Source organism: Acinetobacter sp. NRRL B-65365, from assembly GCF_001605865.1.
Classification (GTDB): Bacteria; Pseudomonadota; Gammaproteobacteria; order Pseudomonadales; family Moraxellaceae; genus Acinetobacter; species Acinetobacter vivianii.
The window spans coordinates 78,415-95,349 of record NZ_LRPD01000022.1; the positions used below are offsets into that span (position 1 = coordinate 78,415).

A 16,935-nucleotide genomic window follows, 5' to 3' on the forward strand; every position below is an offset into this window, starting at 1 on the left:
GATATTTTTCGGTGTTGAATTGTTTAATTTGAACATTCAACCCAGAATAAATTTAAAAAAATCAATTTGCTGATTTTTCTATTCGAGAATTTTCTTAAAATGTGGCAAAATACCCCGTTTTAAAGAATTCAGAGGATTGGCACATGCGCTTTGTTGATGAAGCAGTCATTACCGTAGAGGCTGGCGACGGTGGCAATGGCGTAGCCAGTTTTCGCCGTGAAAAATTTGTCCCTTTTGGTGGCCCAGATGGCGGTGATGGGGGACGTGGCGGAAGTATTTACATCCAGGCGGATGATGATACCAGCACACTTGTAGATTACCGTTATACCCGTCGTTATCGCGCAGAACGCGGTAAAAATGGTTCGGGTGCAAACTGTTCAGGCCGTGGCGGTGAAGACGTTATTTTAAAAGTGCCAGTCGGTACAACGATTGTTGATACTGAGTCTGGCGACATTATTGGTGACTTGGTCGCTGATGGTCAACGTGTCAAAGTTGCCCAAGGCGGTGATGGTGGTTTAGGGAATACTCACTTTAAATCGTCAACCAACCGTTCACCTCGTAAATGTACACACGGGATTAAAGGCGAATATCGTGAAGTCCGTCTAGAGTTAAAAGTACTCGCAGACGTTGGCTTGTTGGGTATGCCGAATGCAGGTAAATCGACATTTATCCGTGCAGTCAGTGCGGCAAAACCAAAAGTTGCTGATTATCCGTTTACGACGATGGTCCCTAACTTAGGTGTGGTCGATGCCGATCGTCACCGTTCATTTGTGATGGCGGATATTCCAGGATTGATCGAAGGTGCAGCAGAAGGTGCAGGTCTAGGGATTCGCTTCCTTAAGCATTTGGCACGTACGCGTATCCTGTTGCATATCGTTGATGTTCAACCGATTGATGGTTCAGATCCCGCGCATAATGCAAAAGCAATTTTGGGTGAATTGGTTAAATTCTCACCAACTTTAGCAAAACTTCCAGTGGTGCTGGTTCTAAACAAACTTGACCAGCTTCCTGAAGAATCTAAAGAAGAGTGGTGTCAGCACATTCTTGATGAATTGCAATGGAAAGGGCCTGTATTTAAAACTTCTGGTTTGATGTCTGAAGGCACCAAAGAGGTTGTGTACTATTTAATGGATCAGATCGAACAACAACGTGAACGCGAAGTTGAAGATCCAGAGTACGCAGCAGAAGTTAAAGCATTCCGTGAGCAGCTTGAAGCTGAAACACGTGAACAAACCATCGCAGCTAAAGAAGCCTATCGTGCCATGCGTAAAGCTCAGCGTGAAGCTGGTCTGGACGATGACGAAGACTTTGATGACGATGAGGATGAAGGCGATGTAGAAAGTATCTACATTCGTGACTAGTAAACCGAGGGAAAAATGATAGAAGTGGTCGATGGGCAACGTCAGCTCAATGCGTGTAAACGAATCGTTGTTAAAATCGGATCATCTTTACTCACTGCAAATGGGCAAGGTCTAGATTTAAATGCAATTTCGCATTGGGCGAAACAGATTGCAGATCTACACAATGCTGGACATGAAATTATTCTCGTGTCTTCAGGTGCAGTCGCAGAAGGGATGGTACGCATGAAACTTGCGAGTCGACCCACCGATCTACCCAGTTTGCAAGCTTGTGCGGCCATTGGCCAAATGGGCCTGATCCATACTTGGTCAAGTGTGCTTGATCAACATGGCATCCAGACCGCACAGGTTTTACTCACGCATGATGATCTTGCTGATCGTCGTCGTTACCTCAACTCATGTGATGCATTGCAGAATCTGATTGATTGGCATGTGATTCCAGTCATTAATGAAAATGACACCGTATCTACGGACGAAATCCGTTTTGGTGATAATGACACCTTGGCTGCTATGGTTGCGGGTCAGGTACATGCAGAATTACTCATTATTCTGACAGATCAGCAGGGGATGTTTGATTCTGATCCACGTAGTAATCCAGATGCGAAACTGTTTTCAGCCGTTCGTGCACTTGATGATAGCCTGTTCGAGATGGCAGGCGGCGGTGGTGTACTGGGTCGTGGCGGTATGATGACTAAGGTTCGTGCAGCGCGTCTCGCAGCGAGATCAGGTTGTCCGACATTGATTGCCAGTGGTGAAAGTGACAATGTACTTGCGCGTTTGATGGCGGGCGAGATGCTGGGCACTTTATTTACGACAGACAATGATCGAGTCACAGCACACCAACAATGGCTTGCAGCGCATTTGCAAACGGCAGGGCGTTTAGTGATTGATGATGGTGCCGTTGAAGCGATTAAGCGCAAGCACCGTAGTCTTTTACCTGTGGGTGTGAAAGCGATTGAAGGACATTTTGATCGTGGTGATGTGGTGGAATGTGTTGATAAAAACGGTGGTCGTATTGCGGTCGGACGTGTCAATTTTAGCTCACGTTCAGCAGAAATGATCAAAGGTTTATCATCAGAAAAAGTCTATCAGGTGTTAGGTGAAGCACGTTCGCTTGAAATGATTCATCGAGATCATATGGCGATTTATTAAATTGTCATCCATAAAAAAGCCCGCTTTAAGCGGGCTTTTTTATATCTACTGATTTTGCATATTTGGAATCCAGAACTGGTAATCCTTTTTGCTCACCCATCATATAAGGGTAGTCTGCAAGTGAAAGCATCTCTAAATCTTCTTCACTATTGCCATAGGCATAAACCGCATGATAATCGTCTAAATGATACTTTTCTAAAATACGGATTTTCTTCTGGTCGCAACTACAATCTTCGGAACTATATTTTCCTGTTAACAGACCATTTGTTGTTTCGGTCTGGGTGCAGATTAAATCAATCTTGAGCACATCACAGATTGGAGCGAGATAAAGGTCAACTGAAGCTGATACTAGTACCACATGATCACCGCGTTGTTGGTGTTGTCGGAGCTGATTAAGTAAATCAGGATCTAATTTTTTTAATAATTTTTGAGTATATTCCTGTGCTAATTTTTCCACAAAGTCGATCGGTGTGTCTTTAAACATGGTTTCAAATAGACGTGGTCGCATTGCATGTGCAGGGTAAAGGCGTAAATAGTAGGCCTGAATCCAAGGCAGGATTTTCAGACCTCTTTTAACAATGTGGCGTTTTGATAGTGCAAAGAAAATAAATCCCGTGAAACTGTCTTTGGGATAAAGTGTTCCATCAAAATCAAATAAGGCAAGATTTACAGTTTTATACGTTTCGCTCTTTGCATGCATGTTTCATATCGTCCATTTACACGACTTGCGAACCAATTGGTATTGTAATCACGGCTGAGTTTAGGCCCTGAAATAATCACCTCAGGCATAATTGCATAAATTGGTTCTTTATTGGTTTTCGTTTGATATAGTTTTTGAACCGCTAGGTAAGTCTGTGTATCTTCAAATTTTCTCTCTTTTTCTTTCTTTAAATCCGCACGAATTTGACGTGGCGTCACCAAAATCCTATTACTGGTAAATGCAGCAATAATTTCTTTTTCTGACTGGCTCAATGCGGATTGTGGATTACCATCTTTATTATAAAGTAATAAATCGCCATCTAAATCAAGATCTTTATCTTGTATCACTTCAAGCATCTTTTGAAAAGCAGCATTACGGCTTGAATACATCCCTGAATTATAGTCTGCAAAGCGATAAATGGCTTTGTCATAATCGGTCGAATATTCCATCAGGCGATGAATGCCATAATATAACCCACCATATTGGGTATAGAGGTCATCACGCAATTCTGCAATATTGCCACTTTGGCGCTTATGCTCTTTGGCATAGTTAATATGTACTTGCATCGAACCCAGCGTGGTGATCGGATTCATTTTCTCGCCAATGTCTTGGCCAATTAATTTAGCAGCACCAGTTAAAGCACTTACATGATAATGCTTAGACATATAGTCAAAGATTTCACGATAGAGGAGATCCAGCTCGCGTTCAGTTTTTACTTTGCGCATCTGACTCATGTAATTATTTTCTGGAGATGGCTGATTTTTCAACACATCTTCGAAATAACCTGCCACCGTACCGCCAATGGTTTCACCTAACTTGGCTTCGAACTTTTCCTTGAGTCGGGTATTGATTTCCTGAACCGCTTTTTCACCTAAGCCTGGAACAGCAGGGTCGGCAACAAAGTTAGATTCCTGATCCACGACCGCCACAATGCTGCACACATTTTGCTTGGATTTCGGAATACTCAATTGTTGCATGATATCAAAAATATCTTGCGACCATGACTCACGATCATTTACACGCGGCGGAAGAACTTTTTTGATCTGTTCTGCCTTCATTTCAGGTTCTTTACTATTTGACCACCAAGCATTATCGCCACAAGCAGTTAAGCTTATGCTAATTGCCAACAGGCTAAATGTTTTGAGTAGAGGACGAGTCGAAACAGATTTGTTCATAATGAAGACAACACCGCACAAAAAGATGAGCCGAACGGGCGAATGAAGTATACTATGTTGGTCAGAAATTGTAAGAAAATATATGTATATTGGTTCGTATCAACTGTCAAATAATTTGATCGTTGCCCCAATGGCCGGCGTCACCGATAGACCCTTCAGGACGCTTTGTAAGTACTTTGGTGCAGGACATGCAGTCAGTGAAATGATGACTGCAGACAAGACCTTGCGCATGAGCAAGAAGAGTCTTTATCGGGCCAATTTTGATGGTGAGCTTGCACCAATTTCCGCGCAAATCGCAGGTTCTGATCCTGAACAACTGGCGGAAGCGGCACGTTATCAGGTGGCAAATGGGGCACAAATTGTTGATATCAATATGGGTTGTCCAGCCAAAAAAGTCTGCAATAAATTGGCAGGTTCGGCGTTATTACAAGATGAAGATCTCGTCGCCCGTATTCTGGATGCCGTGGTCGCAGCCGTTGATGTGCCTGTAACCTTGAAAACCCGTTTGGGTTTTTTAAATGGTCATGAAAATATTTTACGTGTGGCCAAACGTGCCGAAGAGTCAGGAATTGCTGCCTTAGCTTTACATGGTCGTACCCGTGAAGATATGTATTTAAATACGGCACGTTATGAACTGATCAAGCAGGTGAAAGAGCTGATTGATATTCCATTGATTGCCAATGGTGATATTGATAGTCCTGAAAAAGCTAAATATGTGCTGGATTACACAGGCGCAGATGCCATTATGATCGGGCGTGCTGCTCAAGGCCGACCATGGATCTTTCGGGAAATTGCTCACTATTTAAAAACAGGCGAGCATCTTGCCGCGCCAGATATTGCAGAAGTTAAGGCAGTTTTATTGGGACATCTGGCTGAACTGTATGAGTTCTACGGTGAGTATTCTGGCTGCCGTATCGCGCGTAAGCATATAGCTTGGTACACCAAAGGTTTACGCTCAAGTAATGAATTTCGTCAGAATATGTACAAAGTGGAAAATACCGCGGATCAGGCAAAAGTCGTTGAGAGCTACTTTGATCAATTACTGGATCAAGGGCAGCGGATGAGTGATGTGCAGGCTGAGCAAGTCAATTTGCTGGATATCAAGTAATTAGTCTTGTTGATGTAAAAAAGCCTGTAATCAATTACAGGCTTTTTATTTGATTATTCTAAGTGAGCAGTAATTTTTTGCAGAATTTGCAGAATCACATCAAATTCACTTTGTAATGGCGTACTTTTACGTGTTACCAATGCCAGCGTACGGCTTGGGGCAGCTTCAATCGATTTCACGTCAATATCTTCATTAAAGTGAATCATGCTGTTTTTCAAGGCAATCTCTGGTAACAGGGTAAAGCCAAGATCAGACGAAACCATTTCCACCAGTGTTGGCAATGAGCTCGCTTTTAAACGATGATCATTTTTACGCTCACCTACAGGGCAGGCACTTAAAGCATGATCACGTAAACAGTGTCCTTCTTCAAGCAACATCAAACGTGATAAATCGAGGTCATCGAGAGAGTTTGCATTCGCCGCATTGGTATCTTTTTTGTTGTACACCAAGAACAAATGTTCTTTCGCAATTTCGGCAACTTTAAGGCTGCGTGTGTCGAAAGGAAGAGCCAGTACAATCATGTCCAGATTGCCGTGCTCCAGCTTTTCTACAATTTTTTCACTTTGAGCTTCATGTAGATGCAACTGGATTTTTGGCAATTGTTGATGCACTTCTTCCAGCAACTGCGTCAGGATAAATGGCGCAATGGTTGGAATAATACCAAGATGCAAATCACCTGTGAGTGGTTCGCTCATTTCACGGCTTAAGCGCATCAAATCCTGAGCATCGGCAAGTAGTACGCGGGCACGTGCCACAACCTGTTCACCCAAAGGTGTTAAACGGACGTTTTGACGATCACGCTCAACTAAGACGCCACCTAATAAGCGCTCTAATTCCATGATGCCGCCAGACAGAGTCGACTGGGTGACAAAGGAACGACGCGCTGCTTCAGTAAAATGTAAAGTTTCTGACAACGTAACTAAATATGATAGCTGTCTTAATGAGGGTAATGCAGCCATAGAGTCCTAGTGTGATGATCTAAAGTGGTGAGCAAACAAACCACTAAGTTGTGGAATGAAATGTGCAGGAATATCATGCCCCATTCCTTGGATTAATTCAAACTTAGCACCAGAAATTGCTTTTGCAACAGCTTTCCCGTGACTTGGTGGTAACAGTCGGTCTTTTGATCCGTGTACAACCAGTGTCGGCTGAGTCATCGTTTTGTTCAATGGTAACAGAGAACCCGTACATAATATTGCTAAAAACTGTTGAAGTACACCCGCTGGATAAAAACTACGACGATATAATTTGCGAATGGTTTGAATTGATTCAACCGGATTGACATAACCTGGCGAACCAATAATACGGAAAACATTCAGGCTGTGATTGATAATGGTTTCTTCATCATGTGCAGCTGGCTTACCGAGTAGGCTAAAAAGTTGTTTCGGATAAGGTGGTGGTAGAAGCGGTTGATTATTGCTGGTAAATAATAAGCCAACCTTTTCTACTTTTTCTGGATATTTTGCCGCAACAATTTGTGAAATCATACCGCCCATAGAGGCACCCAGAATATAGGTTTTCTCTAGGCCAAGCTGATCAATCAGCATCGCAACATCATCCGCCATATCATAAAGCGTGTAGGGCGCACCTTCATTACCCAGACCGAACATAAAGCGGCTCATCAATTTCATGGTATTGAGCCTTTTGCCTTTATTACGGATTTTAGAAGAGAGACCGATGTCACGGTTATCAAAACGGATGACTCGGAAGCCTTGATCAATCAGTGCCTTACAGAAAAAATCAGGCCAGAATAACATTTGTGCGCCTAAACCCATGATCAGTAAAATCGTTGGGTGTTCAGGATTACCACCAATTTCAACATGCAATTCAATGCCATTGCCCAAAGTTACTTTGGTTTCTTGCATAAAGGAAGCGTATGGCGACACATTAAACTGGAGGGCACTGTTCATGATATTCGTTCCGAATTGAATTCTTTTTATCGCTTAAGGGCTTGCTGGACATTCTTTTCTCAGCAAACCCTCGTATTTAAAACCTAAACCTGTGCTGGAATCAAGTCCGGAACCAGTTTGGTTAAGGTTAAACGTTGTTTACCCGCAGTTGCACCTAACAGAACAAATCCTCTTAAGGTACCTTCGCCATCTGCGGCTTTCGCAAGCATCCCATCTTCAAATTCTTCAGTTTCCCAGTTCACCTCAACATCCAGTGGTGCTGGTAATACGGTTAATGGTGCGGCAGGGGTTTTCACTGCGACTGGCATGGCAGGGTAGTGAACAGCAGTACTTTGACCACTCAAGGTTTTTGCTAAGGCACGGGCTTGTTGCATGATCGGCATGACAAATGGAAGCAAAGTACCATTCACTTCAGCACAGTCACCCACGGCATAAATATCAGCCTGATTGGTTTCTAATAAAGTATTGGTAATGATGCCACGACTGGTCTGGATGTCTGCTGCCTTAGCTAAAGCAATATTTGGCTGTAAACCAATTGCAGAAAGGACAATATCTGCAACTAAGGTTTGACCATTGGCTAAAGTGACTGCATAGTCTTCGCCATCATTAATTTTCGTGACTTTTTCAACGGTCGTTGAAAGGGCAAATTTAATGCCTGCCTGTTCTAAATTGGTTCTAAATGCATCTGCCACATGGTTTGGCAATAAACGACCTAAAGGCTGTGGTGCAAGATCAATGACCGTTACTTCATAATCACTGTGCAGTAAGTCATTGGCAAATTCACAGCCAATCAGGCCGGCACCCAGAATCACAACACGTTTGTCTTTACGTTTCGAAAGATTTTCACGGAAAGTACGATAGTCAATCAGGGAGTTCACTACGTGGATGTCTTCGCTACCGTCACCCGCAATCGCTAAACGGATTGGATTTGCGCCGACTGCGAGGACCAATTTTGAATAAGGTTGGGTAATGCTTTCGCCATTTTTTTCTAAAATAATTTCATGTTTTTCGGCATGGATTTCTTTGACCCAAGTTTCTGCTTCGATGCGCATATTCAATTGGGTCGCCATTTTTGCAGCATCGCCTAACGCAATTTGTTCGGGTGCTTTTTTACCTGCAAAGGCATTTGATAATGTTGGTTTTGCATAATTTACCGCATCGTCCGCACAGATCATGACCAGCTCTTGCTCTGGGCTTAATTTGCGAAATTCTCGTGCAACGGTATATCCAGCCATACCTGATCCGATGATGACGATAGGGTGCATTATATTCTCCAGTATTTTCTTATGTAAAAATGAACACTCAGAAAAAAAGACCATGATTCTCATAGTCTTTTTTCTTTAATCTTTAGATTTCAACCATTTCAAAATCAGCTTTTGAAACGCCGCAATCTGGGCAAGTCCAGTCATCAGGAATATCTTCCCATTTGGTTCCTGCTGCAATGCCGTCTTGTGGCCAACCTTCTGCTTCGTCGTAAATCCAACCACAAACGATACATTGATATTTTTTCATGTGACTCTCCAAACTGATCGGTATGCTCAAGTTGCCTTTCAGTAAAACTATTCCGTAATGTCGCTATGATCGCTGCAAGAGGAACTAACTTATGTTAATCGGGAATTAGATTTTTACGCAGAACGACATTTAAGTAAAGTAAATGCAAGAGTTTAATCATTTATTCAAAAAGCGATATGGCAATTCTATCTGAAAGTCTTGTTATTTGAGCAATTGCTCTAAATTTTTATCAAAAGTTCAGGACTTATATAATGAAAAAAGCCAATCGTATAAAAATAGTATGTATAAAAAACAAACATTCAAAATCAAGTTATGATGAAGAAAACAACGATAGAAGGAGAATAACGCATGGAAACCTTATCTTATAATATTAAAATTTATGCGACCCCTGAAAAAGTCTGGCAGGTGCTTTGGTCACCTGAAAGTTATCCAGAATGGACCAAATTCTTTGCCTGTGATTCCACCATGAAAACAGACTGGAAAATAGGGGGTAGAACTTATTTTGGTGATGGTAAAGGCAATGGCATGGTCTCTACCATTGAAAGTCTGGATGAACCGAAAGAGGTTGTGTTTAAACATCTGGGAATGATCAAGAATGGTCAGGAAGATTTGGACAGTGATGAAGTCAAAGACTGGGTAGGTGCTTTGGAAAAATATATGTTGTTTGATTTTAATGGCGAAACGCAACTGCATGTTGAAGTGGATATTCAGCCAGAGCATGTAGAATTTATGAATAAAGGCTTTGATCAGGGACTCGCCATGGTCAAACATCTGGCTGAAAAATAAACTCTGAGAATGTTGATTTAACAAGGCCAACTGTTGCGTAATCTCGATTCAAAATTGATAAATATTCATTTTTTTGAATTGTCTGATTGAAATAATACGAAAATGGGTTGTGATCTGCTATTCTATGTCACTTCATTTTTTACTTAATCGAGGCAGAGATGACGCAACAAAACGCTCAATCGACTTCTGAACAAACACTTTCCGAAAACGATTTAATCGCACAGCGTCATGCCAAGTTAAAGCAAATCCAAGAGACTGCAAAACAAACGGGTAAGAGCCCGTGGCCAAACACGTTTAAACGTGAACACTATACAGCTGATTTGCAAGAACAATTTAAAGATCAAGATAAAGCACAAATCGAAGGTGCTGAAAAAGTTTATGTCAAGGTTGCTGGTCGTGTGATGCTTAACCGTGGATCATTTATCGTGATTCAGGACATGACAGGTCGTATCCAGCTTTATGTCGATCGTAAAGGTTTACCAGCAGACGTTTTAGAAACGATCAAGAGTCTGGATCTTGGCGATATTATTGCTGCTGAAGGCTATATCGGCCGTTCTGGTAAAGGTGACTTATATGTACACCTTGAAGGCTTTGAATTACTGACTAAATCACTACGTCCACTGCCAGACAAATTCCATGGTTTAACTGATACTGAAGCGAAATATCGTAAACGTTATCTCGACCTGATTGTAAACGAAGAAACGCGTAAGACCTTTGAGATTCGTGCCAAAGTGGTAGCGGGTATCCGTGCATTCTTAACCAATGAACGTTTCATGGAAGTTGAAACGCCAATGATGCATGTGATTCCAGGCGGCGCATCTGCGAAACCGTTTGTCACGCATCACAATGCATTGGATATGGAGCTTTATCTCCGTATCGCACCAGAACTTTATTTGAAACGTTTGGTTGTTGGTGGTTTCGAGCGTGTGTTTGAAATTAACCGTAACTTCCGTAACGAAGGTGTTTCAACACGTCATAACCCAGAATTCACCATGATCGAATTCTATCAAGCTTATGCTGACTATAAAGACTTGATGGTATTGACTGAGAACATGCTTGAAAAGCTGGCAATTGATATTTTAGGTACTACTGATGTGCCGTATGGTGAAGAAGTTTATAGCTTCAAAGGCCCATTCAAGAAAATCTCAATGTTTGATGCGATTCTTGAACATAACCCTGATTTCACCCCTGAAAATGTCAATGATCGTGAGTTCTTGGCGAAATTTACTCAAGAAGTGTTAAAAGAGCAGGTTAAACCTGGTTTTGGTTTAGGTAAGTTGCAAACGATCGTGTTTGAAGAAACGGTAGAAACCAAGTTACGCCAGCCAACATTCATTACTGAATATCCAGCTGAAACCTCACCGCTTGCACGCCGTAATGACGACAATCCGCATATTACGGATCGTTTCGAATTCTTTATCGGTGGTCGTGAGTTAGCCAATGGCTTCTCGGAGTTAAATGACCCGATTGATCAGGCTGAGCGCTTCCAGGCACAGGTTGCTGAAAAAGATGCAGGTGATGATGAAGCAATGCATTACGATGCTGACTTTATTGAAGCATTGGAATATGGTTTACCGCCTACAGCAGGTCAGGGTATTGGTATTGACCGTTTGGTGATGTTATTTGCTAATGCACCAAGTATTCGTGATGTACTTTTATTCCCGCATATGCGCCGTAAAGATTAATATTCTTTATCTTAAAAAAGCCACGTTTAGCGTGGCTTTTTTTATGCTTGAATGAATTATTCAGCTTGCATTTCTTTTGCTAACTTTTCTGCGGCTTGCATAATTTTTGGTGTAACGCTATCCATTCGTTTATAGCCCACTTGCATGCTTTTTTGCATCACGATTGGCATTTTATCAATCATGGATTGCCCTACAGGCGTTTTATAGAATTGGATCATGCCGTCAATTTCCTCTTGGGTAAATTCTTCGGCATAGATTTTAATCATTTCTGGTTCTAATTTTGCCCATGTCAATTCCTCTTGCATAATTTTGCCGAGTTCCTGAGAATAATTAACCATGGCAAGCTCTTGTTTTGTAGTTAATTTTTTGCCTTGAGTGATCTTATCCATATTTGAATGCATCATGCTATTCATCTGCTGACTCATTTGACCAAGAAATTGTTCTGACTTGGTTATTTTTAATAACTCTTTTACAGATTGGTTTGATGCGGGCTGAGCAAACGCAGGAATTGAGATTGCTACCGCAATAATAAATGTCGCAATAATTTTCATTATTTGATTTCAGTCGTGTTATAGGTGAAATAAATGTTACTGACAGGCATCAATTATTGTCAATTTTATCCTGCATGTTAAAAAATGTAATTGTTTCGTTTGACGATTGAAATGTGCTCATAAACCAACGATCATGTGTCCATAAATAAATTTGAGAACAGTCTGGACATGTTTTTAAAAAAATCGCTTTGTATCGCATTATTTGCTGCTCTTTCTTCTCCTGTATTTGCTCAGGGTCTTGTACTCAACGATGAAAATTTAAGAACGGATTTAAACTGGTTAAACCAGCAAGGTGTCATCCAAATCAGTACATCGACTTGGCCAATGAGCGGTGATGAAATTCAACGTGCATTGTCACAAGCAAAAGTGAGCAATAACACGCAGCAGAAAGTCATTAACTCTGTATTGAATGCATTACAGGCAGATAATGAAACAGTCAAAGTCGGTTTACATGCAGGTACTGATCTTAAAACTGTTCCTCAGGCTTTTGGTGATAACCAGAAATCTCAATATCAGGCAGCTGTTGAGTTTAATGCAGGTGGCGAGAATTGGGATGCCAAACTGCGTGTCAATGGAGAGAAAGATCCATTGATTGATAATGGAAACGACGTCAATGTCGAAGGTTCGTATATCGCAGGTAAACTTTGGAACCAATGGATTGTCGCTGGTCAAATTCCGACGTATTGGGGACCGGGACATGATGGCAGCTTGATTCGTGGTGATGCCAGCCGTCCAGTATATGGTGTGACAATGCAACGTGCAGTTCAAGATGCATTTGAAACCAAATGGTTGTCTTGGATTGGGCCGTGGCAATATCAGGCTTTTGCTGGTCAGTTAGATGATTATAAAGCTGTTCCCGACACAAAATTAATTGGTTTGCGCTTAACTGCACGACCATTTCCAGCTTTAGAACTCGGTGCTTCACGTGCGATTCAGTGGGGTGGAGAAGGACGACCTGAAAGCTTTAGCTCATTATGGGATGCTTGGACAGGCACCAAAGACAATGGTGGTACAGGTAAAGAAGATCCATCTAACCAGATTGCGGGCTTTGATGGTCGCTTATTCTTACAACCATTATTTAATGTGCCAGTTAGTTTATATACACAATTTGTAGGTGAAGATGAAGCAGGTGGTCTACCTGCAAAATATATGTACCTCGGTGGTGCCGATTTCTCATCAAGCTATAAAAATATGCCGTACCAACTCTACGCAGAATGGGCGGACACACGTACCAATGGCGAAGCAAAAGGTATTTCATATAGCCATACCACATATAAAGATGGTTACTACCAGCATGGGTTCCCATTAGGTCATGCAATGGGTGGCGATGGTCAAATGTATTCGGTTGGTGGTGATATTCGTTTTGATGTGATGAATCGCCTGAGTGGACGTTTACTATATGCAAATGTCAGTCAAACAAGCCGTGTCGAATTGAATAACGATGCATTTCCTAAAGCAGATAAGATTAAAGGTTTAGATGTAACCTGGACACATTATCTAAAACCAACAATTCCATTGAAAGTGAATGGTTGGGTGAGTGATTCTGACCTACATGGCAGTGATGGTGGTGTTTCTGTAGGCGTTGAAATTCCATTAGAAACAAAAATGTTCCGCTTTTAAACAAAGTTGAGCCGATAAAAAAGAAGTCCAGATGGGCTTCTTTTTTTTAATTTATTCATGTGAAAGTGGTTGTATTGATATTCCATAAACTTATTTTCATATCATAATTTTGCATATTGATATGAAAAAACAAGCTAAAGAATCGAATCTAAATTATTATAATGAATATCCTTTACTCGATCGTGAAAGTAGCGCGAGTAAGAATCTTGATATCATGAAAAATTGGAGTTGTTATGGCACTCGTTCCTCCACACAGTCTTCAAAGTGGTGGTTTGATACTACTTATAGATTTTATGGATAGCATGGATAAGGGGGAAATTGTACATGACTGAAAATAGATTAACGCACCTCAAGCAACTTGAGGCAGAAAGTATTCATATTATTCGTGAAGTTGCAGCCGAATTTGAAAATCCTGTGATGCTTTACTCAATTGGTAAAGACTCAGCAGTGATGTTGCATCTTGCACTCAAAGCTTTCTATCCGGCAAAACTTCCATTCCCGTTGTTGCATGTAGATACGGGCTGGAAGTTTAAAGACATGATCGCTTTCCGTGACAACATGGCAAAAACACACGGCTTTGATTTGATCGTTCACCAAAATGTTGAAGGTCGTGATGCAGGGATCAATCCATTTGATCACGGTAGTTCAAAATATACCGACATCATGAAAACCCAAGGTTTAAAGCAAGCCTTGGATAAGTATCAGTTTGATGCTGCATTTGGTGGCGCTCGTCGTGATGAAGAAAAATCACGTGCCAAAGAACGTGTGTATTCGTTCCGTGATAGTAAGCATCGTTGGGATCCTAAGAACCAGCGTCCAGAACTTTGGAATCTTTACAACGGTAAAGTGAACAAGGGTGAGAGTATTCGTGTATTCCCATTATCGAACTGGACTGAGTTAGATATCTGGCAATATATTTATCTGGAAAATATCCAGATTGTTCCTCTTTATTTCTCTGCAGTTCGTCCTGTGGTTGAACGCAGTGGCACGTTGATCATGGTGGATGATGAACGTATGCGCTTAAAAGAGGGTGAAGTTCCACAAATGAAATCGGTACGTTTCCGTACACTTGGCTGTTATCCGTTAACAGGGGCAGTTGAGTCTGAAGCAGATACCTTGCCTGAAATTATTCAGGAAATGCTTTTAGCAACCAGTTCTGAGCGTCAGGGTCGTATGATTGACCACGACGAAGCGGGCTCGATGGAAAAGAAAAAGCAAGAAGGTTATTTCTAGTTTCCTTAAGCAAGTCCCTCTTTTTAAAGAGGGATTTAGGGGGATTAAAAGCGATTTCTAAAGAATATGTGGAGTTTTGAGCAATGTCTCATCAATCAGATCTTATTAGCCAAGATATCTTGGGTTATTTAAAACAACATGAACAAAAAGACTTATTGCGCTTTTTGACTTGCGGTAACGTCGATGATGGTAAAAGTACTTTAATTGGTCGTTTACTTTACGATTCAAAATTGATTTATGAAGATCAATTGCAAGCCGTAACACGCGACAGTAAAAAAGTGGGAACTACAGGTGATGCACCTGACCTTGCTTTGCTGGTCGATGGTCTACAGGCGGAACGTGAGCAGGGTATTACCATTGATGTGGCTTATCGCTATTTCTCTACTGAAAAGCGTAAGTTCATCATTGCGGATACGCCTGGACATGAACAATACACACGTAACATGGCAACAGGTGCATCCACTGCCGATCTTGCCATTATCTTGATTGATGCGCGTTATGGTGTGCAAACGCAAACTCGCCGTCATTCATTTATTGCTAGCTTACTTGGTATTAAAAATATCGTTGTTGCGATCAATAAAATGGACTTGGTTGAATTCTCTGAGGCACGTTTCAACGAAATTCAGGTTGAATATGATGCATTCGTAAGCCAACTCGGCGATCGTCGTCCTGAGAATATTTTATTCGTGCCTATCTCGGCATTGAATGGCGATAACGTTGTTAATCCATCTGCAAGCACGCCATGGTACAAGGGTCAAACCTTGATGAGCATTCTTGAGTCTGTGGAAATTAAGCGCGAATCAAATAAACATGAATTCCGTTTCCCAGTTCAGTATGTAAACCGTCCAAACCTTGATTTCCGTGGTTTTGCGGGAACGATTGCATTAGGTGCAATCAATGTAGGTGATGAGATTGTTGCATTGCCATCAGGCAAGAAATCAACGGTGAAAGAGATTGTCACTTTTGATGGCAATCTTGAGCAGGCCGTTGCAGGTCAGGCCGTGACTTTAACTTTAAATGATGAAATTGATATTTCTCGTGGTAACGTTTTAGTCCGTGCGGGCGAGCAGCCTTTGATTTCACGTAGTGTACGTGCTTCAGTGGTCTGGATGAATGAACATCCATTGGTGAAAGGTAAGCTATACAACGTCAAAATTGGTACGCAAACTGTTCCGGCTAAAGTCACTGCAATTAACTTCCGTGTCAATGTAAATACATTAGAGCATACGCAAGTTGAAGAGCTTGAACTGAATGCAATTGCGGATGTAGTGGTTGAGTTTGATGCACCAGTAGTCTTTGACCAATATCAAGACAGCCGTTATACAGGTTCATTTATCTTTATTGACCGTTTAAGCAACGTCACTGTTGGTGCAGGTATGGTTGAAGCGGCAGTTGAATGGACTACACATAGTAATCCTGTGACTGCGGAAGATCGTGCTGCCCGTTTAGGTCAAAAGCCTGCGGTAATTGGTGTTTCTGCACAGTTGATTGAGAAAGCTCAAGCTTTAGAGAGTTTATTGATTCAGCAAGGTGTGGTTGCGATTGCAAAAGCTAATTTAACGGCTGAGCAAATTGCATTGTTACGTGAAACAGGTGTGGTGGTTATTACGACAACTGTTGAAGGTACAGATACTGATATTACGGCAGAAACGGTTGAAGAAGCCGCTGAGAAAGTTGTGGAGTTGGTTCGTCTTTAATAGACTGAATTGATTTGAAAAAACCCGCGTAAGCGGGTTTTTTTATGCTTATGGCTTTAACCGTCTAATAATAAATCATTTAAAATATATATGATATTTCACATAAAATATTTCTCTATACAATGCCTGCCTTAGAGAGGTATTTATGAAAAAAATATTATTTTTAATGGGTTTATGTCTGGCTTTTAATGTTGAGGCCAAACAGGTAGGGAATAGCACAGCGGCAATTAAACGAAAAATTATTCAAGAATCTATTGAGAGCTATCCAGGTAATTGCCCATGCCCCTATAACACTGCACGTAATGGCAGTCGCTGTGGAAAACGTAGTGCCTATAACCGTGCAGGCGGATACACACCTTATTGTTATCCAGAGGATGTGAGTGATCGAAAGGTAAAAGAGTATAAAGAAAAGAAAAACTTAGCCTGAAAAAAAAGCCCCTGCAATAGG

The 16,935-nt window shown here is 41.5% G+C and carries 16 protein-coding genes; 9 read left to right on the plus strand and 7 right to left on the minus strand.

What is annotated here, in order from left to right; all coding sequences use genetic code 11:
• Positions 1–143 precede the first annotated feature (143 nt).
• Positions 144–1,361 carry an Obg family GTPase CgtA gene (gene cgtA / locus AWW72_RS09805; RefSeq protein ID WP_005258776.1) on the plus strand — a complete coding sequence of 406 codons (1,218 nt, stop codon included), beginning with the start codon at positions 144–146 and terminating at the stop codon, positions 1,359–1,361.
• A gap of 15 nt (positions 1,362–1,376) precedes the next feature.
• Positions 1,377–2,510 (plus strand): glutamate 5-kinase, encoded by a 1,134-nt coding sequence (proB, locus tag AWW72_RS09810; RefSeq protein ID WP_062847205.1) that lies wholly within the window; start codon positions 1,377–1,379, stop codon positions 2,508–2,510.
• Between the two features lie 25 nt (positions 2,511–2,535).
• Here proB and AWW72_RS09815 read toward each other — a convergent pair whose 3' ends face one another.
• The gene (locus AWW72_RS09815; protein WP_062847206.1) at positions 2,536–3,210 is read right to left on the minus strand and encodes an HAD-IB family hydrolase; all 675 of its coding nucleotides are present in this window, start codon (positions 3,208–3,210) and stop codon (positions 2,536–2,538) included.
• Positions 3,177–4,385 carry a DUF1615 family protein gene (locus tag AWW72_RS09820; protein WP_062847207.1) on the minus strand — a complete coding sequence of 403 codons (1,209 nt, stop codon included), beginning with the start codon at positions 4,383–4,385 and terminating at the stop codon, positions 3,177–3,179. Before AWW72_RS09820 ends, AWW72_RS09815 begins: the two co-directional genes overlap by 34 nt.
• Before the next feature lie 82 nt (positions 4,386–4,467).
• Here AWW72_RS09820 and dusB point away from each other — a divergent pair, with 82 nt between their 5' ends.
• Positions 4,468–5,493 carry a tRNA dihydrouridine synthase DusB gene (dusB, locus tag AWW72_RS09825; protein WP_062847208.1) on the plus strand — a complete coding sequence of 342 codons (1,026 nt, stop codon included), beginning with the start codon at positions 4,468–4,470 and terminating at the stop codon, positions 5,491–5,493.
• Between the two features lie 53 nt (positions 5,494–5,546).
• On the opposite strand, the gene oxyR is transcribed toward dusB, so the two are convergent.
• The 4 genes from oxyR to rubA form a co-directional block, all read right to left on the minus strand.
• A complete protein-coding gene (oxyR, locus tag AWW72_RS09830; RefSeq protein ID WP_004773664.1) occupies positions 5,547–6,452 on the minus strand; it encodes a LysR family transcriptional regulator OxyR in 906 nt (301 codons plus the stop codon).
• Between the two features lie 6 nt (positions 6,453–6,458).
• Positions 6,459–7,403, minus strand: a complete 945-nt coding sequence (gene estB / locus AWW72_RS09835; RefSeq protein ID WP_004773662.1) for an esterase EstB — start codon at positions 7,401–7,403, stop codon at positions 6,459–6,461.
• Positions 7,404–7,486: 83 nt separating this feature from the next.
• The gene (gene rubB / locus AWW72_RS09840; protein ID WP_047429021.1) at positions 7,487–8,668 is read right to left on the minus strand and encodes a rubredoxin reductase RubB; all 1,182 of its coding nucleotides are present in this window, start codon (positions 8,666–8,668) and stop codon (positions 7,487–7,489) included.
• Between the two features lie 82 nt (positions 8,669–8,750).
• On the minus strand, positions 8,751–8,915 hold the full coding sequence (gene rubA, locus AWW72_RS09845) for a rubredoxin RubA (protein WP_004678010.1): 165 nt from the start codon (positions 8,913–8,915) through the stop codon (positions 8,751–8,753).
• A gap of 348 nt (positions 8,916–9,263) precedes the next feature.
• Here rubA and AWW72_RS09850 point away from each other — a divergent pair, with 348 nt between their 5' ends.
• Positions 9,264–9,701, plus strand: a complete 438-nt coding sequence (locus tag AWW72_RS09850; RefSeq protein ID WP_005258764.1) for an SRPBCC family protein — start codon at positions 9,264–9,266, stop codon at positions 9,699–9,701.
• A gap of 158 nt (positions 9,702–9,859) precedes the next feature.
• Positions 9,860–11,386, plus strand: coding sequence for a lysine--tRNA ligase (lysS, locus tag AWW72_RS09855; RefSeq protein WP_004773657.1), 1,527 nt, complete (start codon positions 9,860–9,862; stop codon positions 11,384–11,386).
• A gap of 56 nt (positions 11,387–11,442) precedes the next feature.
• Here the strand turns inward: lysS and AWW72_RS09860 are convergent, their stop codons facing one another.
• Positions 11,443–11,937: a DUF2059 domain-containing protein gene (locus tag AWW72_RS09860; protein WP_005258760.1), complete on the minus strand. Its 495-nt coding sequence runs from the start codon at positions 11,935–11,937 to the stop codon at positions 11,443–11,445.
• 168 nt (positions 11,938–12,105) lie between these two features.
• On the opposite strand from AWW72_RS09860, the gene AWW72_RS09865 reads away from it, so the two are divergent.
• From AWW72_RS09865 to AWW72_RS09880, 4 genes are all read left to right on the plus strand, one after another.
• Positions 12,106–13,557 (plus strand): capsule assembly Wzi family protein, encoded by a 1,452-nt coding sequence (locus tag AWW72_RS09865; protein ID WP_047429004.1) that lies wholly within the window; start codon positions 12,106–12,108, stop codon positions 13,555–13,557.
• A 324-nt stretch (positions 13,558–13,881) separates the two neighbouring features.
• The gene (cysD, locus tag AWW72_RS09870) at positions 13,882–14,790 is read left to right on the plus strand and encodes a sulfate adenylyltransferase subunit CysD (protein ID WP_005231558.1); all 909 of its coding nucleotides are present in this window, start codon (positions 13,882–13,884) and stop codon (positions 14,788–14,790) included.
• An 83-nt stretch (positions 14,791–14,873) separates the two neighbouring features.
• A complete protein-coding gene (gene cysN, locus AWW72_RS09875; RefSeq protein WP_062847209.1) occupies positions 14,874–16,487 on the plus strand; it encodes a sulfate adenylyltransferase subunit CysN in 1,614 nt (537 codons plus the stop codon).
• Positions 16,488–16,632: 145 nt separating this feature from the next.
• Entirely contained in the window at positions 16,633–16,914 is a 282-nt protein-coding gene (locus AWW72_RS09880) for a hypothetical protein (RefSeq protein ID WP_047429000.1), read from the plus strand.
• Positions 16,915–16,935 lie beyond the last annotated feature (21 nt).

Bases quoted from the DNA above. Each gene is read 5' to 3' on its own strand.
- cgtA (WP_005258776.1), top strand. From the start codon at position 144: ATGCGCTTTGTTGATGAAGCAGTCATTACCGTAGAGGCTGGCGACGGT.
- proB (WP_062847205.1), top strand. From the start codon at position 1,377: ATGATAGAAGTGGTCGATGGGCAACGTCAGCTCAATGCGTGTAAACGA.
- AWW72_RS09815 (WP_062847206.1), bottom strand. From the start codon at position 3,210: ATGCATGCAAAGAGCGAAACGTATAAAACTGTAAATCTTGCCTTATTT.
- AWW72_RS09820 (WP_062847207.1), bottom strand. From the start codon at position 4,385: ATGAACAAATCTGTTTCGACTCGTCCTCTACTCAAAACATTTAGCCTG.
- dusB (WP_062847208.1), top strand. From the start codon at position 4,468: ATGTATATTGGTTCGTATCAACTGTCAAATAATTTGATCGTTGCCCCA.
- oxyR (WP_004773664.1), bottom strand. From the start codon at position 6,452: ATGGCTGCATTACCCTCATTAAGACAGCTATCATATTTAGTTACGTTG.
- estB (WP_004773662.1), bottom strand. From the start codon at position 7,403: ATGAACAGTGCCCTCCAGTTTAATGTGTCGCCATACGCTTCCTTTATG.
- rubB (WP_047429021.1), bottom strand. From the start codon at position 8,668: ATGCACCCTATCGTCATCATCGGATCAGGTATGGCTGGATATACCGTT.
- rubA (WP_004678010.1), bottom strand. From the start codon at position 8,915: ATGAAAAAATATCAATGTATCGTTTGTGGTTGGATTTACGACGAAGCA.
- AWW72_RS09850 (WP_005258764.1), top strand. From the start codon at position 9,264: ATGGAAACCTTATCTTATAATATTAAAATTTATGCGACCCCTGAAAAA.
- lysS (WP_004773657.1), top strand. From the start codon at position 9,860: ATGACGCAACAAAACGCTCAATCGACTTCTGAACAAACACTTTCCGAA.
- AWW72_RS09860 (WP_005258760.1), bottom strand. From the start codon at position 11,937: ATGAAAATTATTGCGACATTTATTATTGCGGTAGCAATCTCAATTCCT.
- AWW72_RS09865 (WP_047429004.1), top strand. From the start codon at position 12,106: ATGTTTTTAAAAAAATCGCTTTGTATCGCATTATTTGCTGCTCTTTCT.
- cysD (WP_005231558.1), top strand. From the start codon at position 13,882: ATGACTGAAAATAGATTAACGCACCTCAAGCAACTTGAGGCAGAAAGT.
- cysN (WP_062847209.1), top strand. From the start codon at position 14,874: ATGTCTCATCAATCAGATCTTATTAGCCAAGATATCTTGGGTTATTTA.
- AWW72_RS09880 (WP_047429000.1), top strand. From the start codon at position 16,633: ATGAAAAAAATATTATTTTTAATGGGTTTATGTCTGGCTTTTAATGTT.